This is a genomic window from Microvirga sp., assembly GCF_014699075.1.
Taxonomy (GTDB): Bacteria; Pseudomonadota; Alphaproteobacteria; order Rhizobiales; family Beijerinckiaceae; genus Microvirga.
Genome location: NZ_JACXAB010000023.1, coordinates 56090 through 69468 on the forward strand (window position 1 = coordinate 56090; position 13379 = coordinate 69468).

The 13379-nt window shown below is 61.6% G+C and carries 11 protein-coding genes; 3 read left to right on the forward strand and 8 right to left on the reverse strand.

The features are described 5' to 3' along the window. The first annotated feature begins 21 nt into the window (after positions 1 to 21). Positions 22 to 1329, forward strand: coding sequence for a 4-aminobutyrate--2-oxoglutarate transaminase (gene gabT / locus IC232_RS22015; RefSeq protein ID WP_190847093.1), 1308 nt, complete (start codon positions 22 to 24; stop codon positions 1327 to 1329). Between the two features lie 111 nt (positions 1330 to 1440). Further along, entirely contained in the window at positions 1441 to 2535 is a 1095-nt protein-coding gene (locus tag IC232_RS22020; protein WP_190847094.1) for an NADH:flavin oxidoreductase/NADH oxidase, read from the forward strand. A gap of 561 nt (positions 2536 to 3096) precedes the next feature. On the opposite strand, the gene IC232_RS22025 is transcribed toward IC232_RS22020, so the two are convergent. The 8 genes from IC232_RS22025 to IC232_RS22060 form a co-directional block, all read right to left on the reverse strand. Next, complete coding sequence (locus IC232_RS22025; protein ID WP_190847095.1) at positions 3097 to 4389, reverse strand: TRAP transporter large permease; 1293 nt, start codon at positions 4387 to 4389, stop codon at positions 3097 to 3099. A gap of 18 nt (positions 4390 to 4407) precedes the next feature. Then, positions 4408 to 4947 (reverse strand): TRAP transporter small permease, encoded by a 540-nt coding sequence (locus tag IC232_RS22030; protein ID WP_190847096.1) that lies wholly within the window; start codon positions 4945 to 4947, stop codon positions 4408 to 4410. A 39-nt stretch (positions 4948 to 4986) separates the two neighbouring features. Next, on the reverse strand, positions 4987 to 5679 hold the full coding sequence (locus tag IC232_RS22035; RefSeq protein WP_190847097.1) for a hypothetical protein: 693 nt from the start codon (positions 5677 to 5679) through the stop codon (positions 4987 to 4989). 136 nt (positions 5680 to 5815) lie between these two features. Continuing rightward, entirely contained in the window at positions 5816 to 6847 is a 1032-nt protein-coding gene (locus IC232_RS22040) for a TRAP transporter substrate-binding protein (RefSeq protein ID WP_190847098.1), read from the reverse strand. Between the two features lie 649 nt (positions 6848 to 7496). Then, positions 7497 to 8537, reverse strand: a complete 1041-nt coding sequence (locus IC232_RS22045) for a phosphotransferase family protein (RefSeq protein ID WP_190847099.1) — start codon at positions 8535 to 8537, stop codon at positions 7497 to 7499. 33 nt (positions 8538 to 8570) lie between these two features. Next, entirely contained in the window at positions 8571 to 10175 is a 1605-nt protein-coding gene (locus IC232_RS22050) for an AMP-binding protein (protein ID WP_190847100.1), read from the reverse strand. 56 nt (positions 10176 to 10231) lie between these two features. Continuing rightward, positions 10232 to 11461 carry an acyl-CoA dehydrogenase family protein gene (locus IC232_RS22055; protein WP_190847101.1) on the reverse strand — a complete coding sequence of 410 codons (1230 nt, stop codon included), beginning with the start codon at positions 11459 to 11461 and terminating at the stop codon, positions 10232 to 10234. 9 nt (positions 11462 to 11470) lie between these two features. Continuing rightward, a complete protein-coding gene (locus tag IC232_RS22060) occupies positions 11471 to 12235 on the reverse strand; it encodes an SDR family NAD(P)-dependent oxidoreductase (RefSeq protein ID WP_190847102.1) in 765 nt (254 codons plus the stop codon). A 180-nt stretch (positions 12236 to 12415) separates the two neighbouring features. Here IC232_RS22060 and IC232_RS22065 point away from each other — a divergent pair, with 180 nt between their 5' ends. Then, positions 12416 to 13186, forward strand: a complete 771-nt coding sequence (locus tag IC232_RS22065; RefSeq protein ID WP_190847103.1) for a TetR/AcrR family transcriptional regulator — start codon at positions 12416 to 12418, stop codon at positions 13184 to 13186. The last annotated feature ends 193 nt before the right edge of the window (positions 13187 to 13379 follow it).

Consider the following 13379-nt stretch of genomic DNA (forward strand, 5'->3'; position numbering starts at 1 on the left):
GTAGATACCGGGAGTTTCCTGATGAGCGCAACGTCTGCCCTCCAGAGCCGCCAGAAGGCCGCCATCCCTCAAGGGATCGCAACCAAGACCCTCTACGCGGCGCGTGCCGAGAATGCCGAGATTTGGGACGTGGACGGCAAGCGCTACATCGATTTCGCGGCAGGAATCGCGGTCCTGAACACCGGCCACCGGCATCCAGCCGTGCTAAGGGCGGTGTCGGAGCAAGCGGAGGCCTTTACCCATACCTGCTTCCATGTCGCGCCCTATGAGAGCTACATCCGTCTGGCCGAGCGCCTGAACGCGCTCACACCCGGGCAGTTCCCCAAGAAAACGCTGCTGGTCACGACTGGAGCCGAGGCTGTCGAGAACGCCATCAAGATCGCTCGTAGGGCGACGGGGCGTTCCGCCATCATCGCTTTCGGCGGCGCGTTCCATGGCCGCACGATGATGGGGATGGCGCTGACAGGTAAGGTGGTGCCTTACAAGAAAGGGTTCGGCCCCTTTCCGGCGGAAGTCTATCATGCGCCGTTCCCGAAAACCTTCCACGGAGTGGACCCAGCGAAGGCCATGGAGGGGCTGCGGCAACTTTTTCTGAACGATGTCGATCCGTCACGGGTAGCCGCCATCATCGTTGAGCCAGTTCAGGGCGAGGGTGGCTTCTACATCGCGCCCGCCGAGTTCCTGAGGGAGTTGCGGGCCCTGTGCGATCAGTATGGAATCTTGCTGATCGCCGACGAGATCCAGACAGGCATCGCCCGCACCGGTCGCATGTTTGCGATCGACCATGCCGGAGTTGTTCCCGACCTCATCACAATGGCCAAGGGGCTTGCCGGCGGTTTTCCGCTGGCCGCCGTAACAGGGCGGGCGGACATCATGGACGCCGCCGATCCTGGCGGACTGGGTGGCACCTATGGCGGCAGCCCCATCGGAGTGGCTGCGGCGAATGCTGTCCTTGACGTGGTTGACGGCGAGAACCTGTCTGAGCGTGCGATGCAGATTGGTGATCTGATGCGCGAGCGGCTCGAGGACGTGGCGCGCCGCAACAGCCTCTCCTGCATCGGGGAGGTTCGCAATCTCGGCGCGATGGTGGCGATCGAGTTCGTCAAGAATCGCGACCCTCGCCAACCGGACAGCGCCGTGACGTCGGCCATCATCGCCAAGGCGCAGGAGAAAGGCCTGATCCTGCTCTCGTGCGGGATCGATGCCAACATCATCCGTATTCTTGCCCCGCTGACCATCCCACTCGAGCAGGTCGAGGAAGGCCTCACAATCTTTGAGGCTGCCCTTGCCGAGGTCACCGCTTCCGACTCGGTCGCTCTGCCGGCCTGAGACTGCCGCTTTCCTGAACGGAGATCCGACGGGCGCTTCCTTGCAGAGGCGCCCTTCGCCGGCCAACGTGTCGCCGTTCCCTGTCGGGCGCGGCAAGAATGCGAGAAACAAATGCCCAGCGAGCTTTTTCAGCCCATCAAACTTCGCGACCTGACGCTCCCGAACCGAATCGTCATCGCGCCGATGTGCCAGTACAGCGCCGACAAGGGGAATGCCTCCGATTGGCATGTTGTGCACCTCGGCCATTTGTCTCTGTCCGGGGCCGGCCTCCTGATCATCGAGGCGACCGCGGTTGAGGCGCCCGGAAGGATCACCCCTTATTGCCTCGGCCTCTACAGTGATGAGCACGAGGAAGCCTTGGCCCGCGTTCTCAAGGTCGTCCGCTCCTACAGCGATATGCCGGTGGGGCTGCAGCTTGGGCATGCGGGTCGTAAAGCCTCGATGATGCGGCCCTCGGACGGCAGGGGAATGGTCCCGCCAGAGAAAGGTGGCTGGCAGACGAGAGCCGCCTCCGCGGCAGCCTTTTCGGACGGGTGGCCGCACCCCAAGGCAATGGACCGGCAGGCTATGGATGAGGTGATCGCCGCCTTCGTTCAGGCGACACGTCGCTGCACCCGCCTCGGCATCGATCTCCTGGAGATCCACAGCGCACACGGTTACCTTCTGAGCAGCTTCCTGTCCCCCTTGGCCAATCTCCGAACCGATCAGTATGGCGGCAGCCTTGAGAACCGGATGCGGTTCCCGCTTGAAGTATTCAAAGCCGTACGGGAGGCCTGGCCCGAGGAACGCCCGCTTGGCGTCCGTTTCAATGGGACCGATTGGATGGAAGGTGGCATTACGCCCGACGAGGCCGTGCGCTACGCCTCCGAGCTCGCAAGGCGCGGCTGCGACTACGTCGATGTATCCTCCGGCGGCAACGGCTTTGCCAAGATTCCGAATGGGCCGGGCTACCAAGTTCCTTTCGCAAGTCGCGTCAAGAGCGAGGTCGGCATCCCGACCATGGCTGTAGGTCTCATCCGCGCCGCGCAACATGCAGAAGCGATCGTTCGGGGTGGACAGGCCGATATGGTCGCGATCGGTCGGGGCTTCCTGAACGATCCGCGCTGGCCGTGGCATGCCGCTGAGGCGCTCGGGGAAAAGATCAACGTCCCTCACCAGTATGTGCGGGCGGCTGTGAGCGCTGATATCCCTGATTGGACGCGGTAGCGCTCTCCATAGTGACCTTAAAGGCATCGGACCTTTGGGTGGACGCACCACCAGCGGCGTCGAGATGGGTCCAGGATGGCTGGGATGCAGGATGCCTTGGATCCGGCATCTTGCCCGATGGTCTAGGATCCCGCCCCAGCCGGGTGGGATCCTTCGTCGGCCAAGTCCGGCTAGCGATCCCAGCCATGTACGGCAATGCGCCAAGGTCTTGTGCCTCGATCGGCTTCAACAGACGCGGCACATCAGCTTGGGCGTTAGAGCGAGCCGTGCCGGTCAAGTGGCATGGCTCGGCCGGTCAGCGACAAGCGCCATCATTTCCTACTCAAGATCACGTTTGCCCTGTTCACTCATTGGCGCGTCCGCTTCCAGCGGCCTCAATTGAGGAGGCCAAGTATCACCGGGTGCAGAACCGGTTCGGTGAGCGCTCACCCTGTCGCGGGTGAACCATAGTTTTGTATCTTCCAACCCAGATCGCGGTAGCCGAACTCCTGAAACACGACATTTGCGACGAACCCCGCAGTGACGTTGACGACATTCTTATCGCCGCTGCCAAAGTCACGGTCAAAAGAGTTTCGTCGGCAGCCAGAGCGATAGTGCAGGAAACACTGCCAAGAGGAACACGCGGACGATATCCGTGACCACAAAAGGTGTGATTGCAGTCATGACACGCGCAACGTGAATTTCGGGAGCAAAGCTGCGTACGACGAAGAGATTCACGCCAAGGGGAGGACAGATTAAGCCGATCTCGCACAGCGCGATGATCATCACGCCGAACCATACTGGGTCGAAGCCGAGGCCGATCACGACAGGGAAGAACAGAGGCACGGTTAAGAGGATCATGGAAAGTTCTTCCATGACTGCGCCCAAGCCGATGTAGATGGCACATATGACCAGGATGACCGTGAATGGAGAGAACCCGGAATTCTGCACGAAATCCAGCAATGCCGTATGCGCACCCGAGTAGTTCAAGAACTCGGTGAAGATGACCGCTCCGATAATCAGCCCAAACACAACCGCTGTTGTCACGGCGGCGTCATAGAGCGCATCGAAAAAGATCCGCAGTGTCATGCGGCGACGGATGATAAGCAGGAGGAGGGCTCCAGCAGCGCCAATGCCAGCCGACTCGGTTGCTGTAAACCAGCCGGCGAATATGCCCATGAGCACGAAGCAGAATAGGACAGCGACTGACCAAATGGGCTTGAGGGAGACCAAGGCATCGTGCCATGTGGCACGTTCGGACGCCGGGGCATCATTGGGCCTCCGCCACGCAACCCACTGAACAGCGAGTAGATAGCCGAACAAACCGATAAAGCTCGGAATGATGGAGGCTGCGTAGAGCGCGCCGATGTTCGTTTCGGTCATGATGCTGTACACGACCATGAGCGTGCTTGGAGGAATCATGATTCCAAGTGTCGATCCCGCAGCAACTGATGCCGCACCGAAACTATCTTTGTAGCCCAGTTCCCGCATCGACGGCATGGAGATCCGCCCAATCGTCGTAACAGTCGCGATGGTAGAACCACATACGGTGGCGAAGCCTGCGCTCGCTGTAATGCTTGCCATCGCCAGTCCGCCGCGACGATGGCCCATGAACAAGCGCGCGCTCCGGAATATCTCCTTAGAAACTCCTGCTCCAATCACGAAATTGCCCATGAGCACAAACAGAGGAATCACCGCGAGAGTGTAGGACATCGCGGATTCCTTCGTGATGATCGCCAACATCACGGCCGATTGCTTCCATCCGACGAGATATCCGAAGCCAATGAAGCCTGTTGCCCCGAGGGCAATCGCGATTGGGACCCGCAGGATGATGAGCAAGAAAGATAGCAGGAAACCGATTGCTGCGATGAGCATAGGCAGGGCCCTTTGTTGTTATCCTACCGAGATTTCTGTATCCGAACCTGGATTAGCGGTGCTGAGCAGGAACGCGACGGCGTTGAGGAAGGATAGCACCGCCATTGCGAACAGAAATGGAGCATAGGGCCATTGCAGCGTGGGTGTCATGTCGCCGTAACTCGCTGACCTTGCGGCGAGAGCCCACAACTGCCACCCGGTGATTGAATAGAGCCCAAAGCCGAGAACCGCATTAAGCACGCGTTGAAAGATATCGAGCTTCGATCCGAGCGTGGAACTCAGGAGTGTGATGACGATATGCTGGTTTCTCAGGGTGACTTGCGGAAGCATCAGAAAAATGATGAGGAAGAGCAGGAGCTCGGTAAGCTCCAGCGCGCCAGTCAAAGGTCGATTGAGGAGATTGCGACCGAGTACGTCAACCAATGTGACACCCATTAGCACAAGCAGGAAGAGCGCAGCCGCTGTCCCGAATATGAGGTCAACTGCACGGGTCAAGCGCAAGACAAGGTATTGTAACACGGCTGCGGCTCCAAGATCGGCTGCGTGAGTGGCGCTCATCGACATCTTCAGGATAGCCTGACAGCACCTAAGAAGATATCAGGTTCGCCCCGTCCAATAATTGGCCTTGACGGCGGGATCATCCGCCCATGGATAAAGCCTGTATCCAGTGAATGCATCGCTTTGGCTGATCGCGTCTGACAGCCAAGCTGGCAGGGTCGTTGTATTTACGGCCTGCATGGGAGGTTGGCTTTTCCATTGCAAGACAATGGCAGCCTCCGGCCGAATTGATCTCCCAGTCGGCGCCTCTCTGCCCTTCCGCAGCAGGCGTATGTACTGAGCCCCACGGTCGCGTAGGTGGGCCCCACCTTCATCACGTAACCAAGCTGCGACTCTATCGAGGGTCAATGCATCGGCTGGGAAGCGCCATATCGTAATCCAATCGGTCACGAGCGGACGTGTGATCTCGGGATCGGGGGGATGTGACCATTGCACATGGTGGTAAGGCGTCCGCGTGTTGGTATTCTTGCCGATGTAGTGTGGGCGATGCGGATCTGAGGCTGCAATCTGTCTATAGCGCTCAAACGCGGCGCTCTCAAATATGTCCCAGCTCGGCGCTTGATAAATATCGACGAGGGACATCGCTCCTGCAATCGCGCGATAAGACGTACATACCGTGAAGCCAGCCTCGTAAAGGTGCGGGGTATGCACGGCCGAGTACCATTTCAAGAAGCTATCGAGGTCGCTATCGGGGAGTTCTAGCTCGACGATGTAGAAGATTGGATCACTCATGGGGCACCCCTTGAAGCAACCGTCATTGGTTCTGAGCGGAGAAGGCTGAGTCGCATGCAGGACGGTCGACTGGCACGGACGCATCCTAACGATCGGCGGAGAAGACCGCCGATCGTTGGGACATCATGTGATGCTGTTAGTTCGATCCCGCCTCGATCTTTGCAATCTCGGCCCTGTGATCGGCCAGCACCTGTTCAGGATTCGCCATGCCTTTGGCTTTGGCCGCCTTGATCCAGGCCTGCTCGACTGGTGCCAGCGCCGCCTTCAGTTGCGTCATGACCTCAGGGCTTGCCTTCTCAACAGTAAGCTTCAGCTCCTTCATCTTTTCCACCGCTTTCCGGTCCTGCTCATCGGTAACGCGAGCAATCTCGGCAGCCATATGCTCGCCGGAAATCGACATAATGGCTTCCTGATCTTTAGGACTGATGGACTTCCATTTCGCCTCATTGACGATGATGGCTTGGCTCGCGGTATAGAGCCCTCCTTTGATCTCGGTCAGGTACTTAAGCGACTCGAGGAGATTAAAGGCCTGAGCAGGTTCTCGGCTGAGGAGTGTTCCGTCCACGATCCCCGCTGCGGCGAGTTCGTAAATCTCTGTCAGCGGCTTTTGCACCGGCGTCGCGCCGATTGCCTCGACCACCGGAATAGTCGTCGCTCCCGGGGTCCGGAGTTTTGCGCCCTTGAGATCAGCAAGATTCTTCAGGATGCCCTTGTTCCACCACAGCATGCCCGGACCATGCGCCCACACGACGACGGGGACTACGCCTTCATGTTCGTTGTACGACTTGAGGTGCTTGTTGTAAGTGCGCCAGTAGGCGAGGGCATTGCTTTTCGCATTGTCGCCGAGGAATGGGAGTTCCGCGACGCCCTGAAGGGTGAAGCGGCCGGGCGAGTATCCGTGAATGATGTAGGCGACATCGGCGAGGCCATCCCGCACAACGTCAAGCTGGGTCGGTACAGTCCCAACGACTTTGGGCAAGAACTGCACTTTCACACGGCCCTGTGTGACGCGATCAACATCGCTTTGCCATTTCTGCCAAACGGCCGGGTAAAGCGCATGTGTGGTCGGCAGCCAGTTGGAGAACCGGAGCACGACCTGTGCCTGGGCTGCAGGCGAAACCAACGACAGCACAGCTGCGGTGGCTAGTGACAGTAAGTTAAGCCTCATAATCTCTCCTCTCTTAATGAATTCTCTTCAACTGCCGGCCGCCCTCCTGCCGGCCTGAAGCTTGGTCTAGGTCACTGGCTCACCCTCCCATGAGAGGAAGTCCGTTCTGTGCAGCTCTAGCAGAAGGCGCGTGAGCTTCATGTCGGGCACAGGGCGTCTCCGTTGCATTCCCATGGATGGGCTAAACCGAAGCGTGGGACGAGAATGATCCTCCCAGGAAGCCAGCTTGGTCGGAAGAGGTTACACACATCCAGGTCCTCTCTGTGATCCAACCGTGTGCGGAAGGTGGAAGGACGCGTCCTATGCTCAAAATACTATACAAAAGCCATCTCGTCGCAAGCTGTCTTTTTCGGCAATTGCATGAGCCTAATGTTTAAATCGTCGCCACAATTCTTGTCTCGAGAGCTTGCGATGGGCCGGCTCTATCGTGACGAGCGCTTCGCAGACCGGCCGCGAAATGTGCCCAGAATTCTGGGCACATTTCCGGAACGCTCTGTTGGGTTTGCGAGGGAGCCGCAGCGAAGCCCTAAACCCAGGTTCAACCGATCCGAGCCAAAACGTTCCCAGCATCTTGACCCATCCAGCATACACGACATGGTCAGAGGCGACGGGCTCGGCTGCACGACAGTTCCCGTCGCCGAGGCGGCGGTCATCGGTTGCCGCTCACGGCATCGACGGCATGCCGGGCGAAACCCGCCGCCAGAGGTCCGACGGCCGCAGCACTCGCATCGGCGGCATTGCCGGCCTTTGCCCGCGCTGCGATGCCCTCGAAGATGACGGCGAAACGAAAGAGCGCGAAGGCCATGTGGAAGCGAGTCATGCGAAGCCCGTGATGGGCCGCCTCGTAGTAGGCTTGCGTGAACTCCGCCTCGCTGGGGATCCCGAGAGTGGCCAAGTCCAGCCCCATCAATCCGCCATACTCGTGCGGCCCGGAGTGCCACCCCATGCAGGCATGAGCCAGATCCGCCAGCGGGTGTCCAAGGGTAGACAGTTCCCAATCAAGGATAGCGACGACGCGGGGCTCGTGCTCGTGGAACATGATGTTTCCGACCCGGAAGTCGCCATGCGTCACCACGGTGACGTCATCGTCCGGGATGTTCTCGGGAAGCCATGCGACCAGCCACTCGATGTTGGCGTCCTCCCGCGTGCGGGAAAGCTCCCACTGCCTGGTCCACCGTGCGATCTGGCGGGCAAAGTAGTTTCCGCTCTTCCCATAATCCGACAAGCCGACACTGGCCGGATCGACGTTGTGGAGAGCCGCCAACGCTTGGGCAAGTGATCGGTACATGAGGCGGCGCTCGTCGCTCGACACACCAGGGAGCGCGCTGTCGTGGAAGACACGCCCCTCCAGACGATCCATGATGTAGAAAGGCGTCCCGATGACGTCTCTGTCGTCGCAGTAGAGAACGACAGCCGGGACCAGGACGCCTGCCTGTTGCAGCGCCCCCATGACACGATACTCGCGGTCGATCGCGTGCGCGGACGGGAGCAATTTCCCGATAGGCTGCTTGCGCAGAACGAGCCGCCGAGTGTCATAGGTGACGAAGAAGGTCGGGTTGGATTGCCCCCCGGCGATCCGCTCAAGGGACATGGCCCCACTCAAGCCAGGAATGGACGCGCGCAGGAAACGGTCGAGGCTCTCGGCGTCGAATTCCGGCGCGCGATCCAGTGAGGTCGAAGGGGCGCCCATCGGTAGTCTCCTGTTCTGCGTAAAAGAGAATGATCAGGATCTGGAGGTCCGCAGCTCCGCACGAAGCTGGAATTTCTGGACTTTTCCGGTGGCGGTCTTCGGAATGGGCTCGAACATGAACCTGCGCGGGACCTTGAAGCCGGCGAGCCGGGCTCGGCAGAACGCCGTCAGCTCCTCGGGCGTGGCGGTCATGCCGTCCTTCAGCTCGATGACGGCGCAGGGCGTCTCGCCCCATTTCTCATCCGGCACCGCCACGACGGCCGCCAACAGAACGGCCGGGTGCTGGTGCAGGACGCTCTCGACCTCCAGGCTCGAAATGTTCTCGCCGCCGGAGATGATGATGTCCTTCGAGCGGTCCTTGATCTCGATGTAACCGTCAGGGTGGCAAACGGCGAGGTCCCCCGTGTGAAACCGGCCTCCGGAGAAGGCTGCCTCGGTCGCAGCCTCATCCCCGTAGTAGCCCGCCATCAGCGTATTGCCCTGCAGGGCGATCTCACCGACGGTGGTCCCGTCCCGTGTAACCTCGTTGCCCTGCTGGTCAATGACGCGGACGCGGTTGGCCGTGAGGTGGCGCACGCCTTGGCGCGCCAGAGCGTGGGCCTTGTCCTCGTCGCTGGTCAGCTCCCAATCATCACGGAGTGCGCAGAGGGTCGCAGGCCCGAACGACTCCGTCAGGCCATAGAGGTGGACGAGATCGAAGCCGAGCACGTCCAGCTGCCGGATCAACGCGCTCGTCGGAGAGGCGCCGCCCGTCGCCAGCAGCACCCGCCGCGCCGGATCCCTCAGGCTCCTGTCCGGGTGGTTGAGCAGCAGGTACAGCACGACGGGCGCGCAGCTGAGATGCGTCACCCCGTGCGTCTCGATGGCCCGGAAAATCGGGGAGGGCTCGACCTTATCGAGGCAAACATGTGTGCCGCCCGCCGCCGTCACGGCCCAGGTATGGCACCACCCGTTGCAGTGAAACATCGGCAGGGTCCAAAGATAGACCGAGCTGGTGTTCAGGCCCAGCGACAGGACATTGCCCAAGGCGTTCAGATAGGCGCCGCGATGGTGATAGACCACGCCCTTGGGGCGTCCGGTCGTCCCCGAGGTGTAGTTGAGGCAGATCGGCTGCCATTCGTCCGCAACAGCGGAGGAGGTGATGGGATCGGGCGTCTCATCCCCGGTGAGGGCGCCGAAGCTCTCTGCCTCTCCCGAGCCAGCACCGTCATCGAGATGGATGAGAGCAACATTGAGGCCAACCGCCGCCTGCCGTGCTACGTCGGCGCAACTCGGGTCGACGATGAGGATTCTGCTCTCCGAGTGCTTGAGGATGTAATTGACGGTGTCGGCATCCAGCCGGGTGTTGATGGTGTTGAGCACCGCCCCGACCATGGGCACGGCATAATGCGCGGCCAGCATCTCCGGACGGTTCGGCGCCATGATCGAGACCGTGTCGCCACGTGAGATGCCCTTGCGGCGCAGCATCGCCGCGAACCGGCCGACGAGTTCGCCGAACGCGCGGTAGGTGTAGCGCTGGTCGTGCCAGATCACGGCGGGCCTGTCAGGATAGACGGAGACCGAGCGCTCGAGGAAATCCAGCGGCGTCAAGGGCCGGAAATTGGCCTCGCGGGGGGCCAGATGCTTCTCATGTCTCATGTCGACCGCTCCCAAGATCTATGTCTATCCTACCGCGAACCGACAAGGCTCCGACCTCAAGGGGAGGTTGCGAGCGTGCCGCCATCCGCAACGGGCCAACTCCAGAAGTCGGAGCCCTCTGACGTGAGGAAGCGGTTGAGCACCATGCGGTGCACCTCGTCCGCTCCATCCACCAGCCGGGCCTGGCGGGCGTAGCGGTAAATCCATTCCAGCACGGTGTCCTTGGAGTAGCCGCGGGCCCCGTTGACCTGGATGCCGGTGTCGGCGGCCTGATGCAGCAGGTTGGCGACATGAATTTTTGCCATGGAGACCTCCTTGCGGGCGAAGCTGCCCTGGTCCAGCGCCCAGGCAGCCTTCATGACCAGCAGGCGCCCGATCTCGATCTTGAGGGCGAGGTCACCGAGCATCAGCTGAATGCTCTCCCGGTCGGCAAGGCGCTGGCCGAAGCCGGTGCGCTCGGCCGCATAGGCCTGGGCGATCTCGACGCAGCGCTTCGACAGGCCGAGCCAGCGCATGCAATGGGTCAGGCGCGCCGGCCCGAGGCGGATCTGCGTTACCTTCAGACCTTGGCCCTCGCCGAGGAGCACGTTCTCCTGCGGGATCTCCAGGCCGTCGAACGCGATCTCGCAGTGGCCGCCATGCTCTTCCGGGCCCATGATCGGAATCCGGCGCAGAATGCGCCAGCCCGGCTGGTCCTTGTGGAACAGGAAGGCCGTCAGTCCGTAGCGGGGATCATCCGAGGTGCGAGCGATGAGGATGAAATGGCTGGCTTCCTCAGCGCCCGTGATGAACCACTTGCGCCCATGGACGACGTAAGTGTTGCCGCGCTTCTCGGCCCGGGTCTGGATCATGCTCGGATCGGAGCCGCCGCCGGGATGCGGTTCGGTCATGGCGAAGGCGGAGCGCACCTCACCGCGGACGATGGGCTGCAGCCAGCGCTCCTTCTGCTCGGGCGTGCCGACAGCCTCGAGCACCATCATGTTGCCGTCGTCGGGCGCTGCCGAGTTGAAGACGACCGGACCGAAGATCGAGCGGTTCATGGCCTCGTAGCATACCGCCATGCCGACCTTGCTGAGACCCGCGCCGCCCGTCTCCGGTTTGAGTTGCAGGCACCAGAGGCCGTCGGTCTTGGCCTTCTCGCGCATCCGCTGGAGCAGATCGAGGCGGATGTTCTCGTGCTCGTCATAAGACGTGGGATCGACCTCAAGAGGAAGGAGTTCACGGTCGACGAAGGTGGCGATGCGTGCGCGGAAGTCTTCGATTCCAGGTGAAATGTGGAAGTCCATCAGAGCATCCTAGAGGCTGGAGACGAGGTGGCCGCCGTCGACGGCGAGGGTCGCGCCCGTGATGTACGAGCCGGCCGCGGAGCAGAGGAGCAGAAGCGCACCGTCCAGGTCGGCCGGCTGGCCGAGGCGGCGCTGCGGAATGCGCAGGACGAGCGCCTGGCCGGCCTCGCTCTGGAAGAAGTCCTGGTTCAGCTCCGTTTCGATGTAGCCCGGGCAGAGGGCGTTGACCCGGATGCCGTGGCGCGCCAGTTCGAGCGCCATCGACTTGGTGAGCTGAACGACGCCAGCCTTTGAGGCGGAATAGGCCGCAACGTGGCCTGCGACCCGCAAACCGAGGATCGAGGCAATGTTGACGATGGCTCCGCCGCGGCCCTGGGTCGTCATGAGGCGCGCGGCGGCCTGAGCGACGAGAAAGCTGCCCTTCAAGTTCGTGCCGACGACATGGTCCCATTCGCTCTCGGCCAGGTCGAGCACGGACTTGGTCGTGGTGACACCGGCGTTGTTGATGAGAATGTCGAGGCCGCCACCGGCCGCGATGTCCGCGAGCGCTTGCTCGACACTGGCGCCGTCAGTGACGTCCAGGGGCACCGCACGGGCCTGTCCGCCGGCGTCGGTGATCGCGCGGCAGAGATCATCGAGAGGGCCGGTGCGGCGGGCCCCGACGACCACGTTGGCGCCGGCCTGGGCCAGGACCTGGGCAAAGTGCCGGCCGAGCCCGCTCGATGCCCCGGTGACAAGAGCGACGCGCCCCTTCAGATCAAACCCGAGTGCCATCCGCATTCCTCCCTCGCGACCTACCGCGATCGTAAATTTTGTGAGCGAGCGCTCGTTTTTATTGATGATGGTGCCATCGAGGCGCTAAAGTCAATAATGCGGCCGATCGGCTGCTCCGGGTCGACGGGGGTCCGGCGAGGAAGACGCGCAGAAGTTCATCGTGCCAGGGAGGCCAAACCCATGGTCGTCAAGGTTGCATCGGTTCAGGACGCGGCCCGGTTCCCGGGGCTGCCCCTGCATCCGCGGACGCTCAAGGCCTTCCAGTCCGAGTTCGACCTCTCTCCTGAGGCGCTCTGCACCCGCATGCTCCAACGGCACCGCGACACGATCCGCACCCAGAAGCCCCACGTGGCGGTGGCAAGGCTGGTGCGGATCGTCCAGACGACGCTCGCGCTGAGCAACCGCAAGGGCTTCCATTCGATGAGCCTGCGGCATCTCGCGACCGCGTCGGGGCTGAGCATGGGGGCGCTGTACACCTACTTCGACAGCAAGGACACGCTGCTGCTGATGATCCTCGGCGAGGTCTCGGGGGCGGTGTCAGCCACGCTCGGGAGCCCACCGGCAGCTTTGTCCGAGGATCCAGGCAAGCGCCTGCGCTGGCTGCTGGAAACCCACGTCTATCTGACGGAGACGATGCAGCCGTGGTTTCAGTTCGCCTACATGGAGGCCAAGGCGTTTCCGAAGGAGGGGCGTGAGAAGGCGCGGCGGAGCGAGTTGGCAACCGAGGCCCTGATCGCGGATGCGCTCGCCGACGGCGTGCGACGCGGGCGGTTTTCGGCCGCCAATGTCGAGTTGACCGCGTCGCTCATCAAGCCGCTTCTGCAGGACTGGTATGTTAAGCGCGGCAAATATCGTCGCCGCGGCGTGTTGCCCGAGCAGTATGTTGAGGCTGTCACCACGTTCGTCGAGAATGCGATACTGCCCCGCGGCCAGCACGGGACCCGTCCTTGATCGGCTGTGTTGCAGTAACTCGGGGAGGGCACAATGAGCTGAATAGGCCATTCAGGTGCCTTGTTGCACGAATACGCGACTTGGCAGTCGAAGGTGGCTAGCATAGGAGAGCGGGCCCCCTGATCTTGGATGCCTGTCGTGCCCTTCAAAGCCAACGCTGCTCGCCGTCACCACATTCCCAAACAGCGGCACC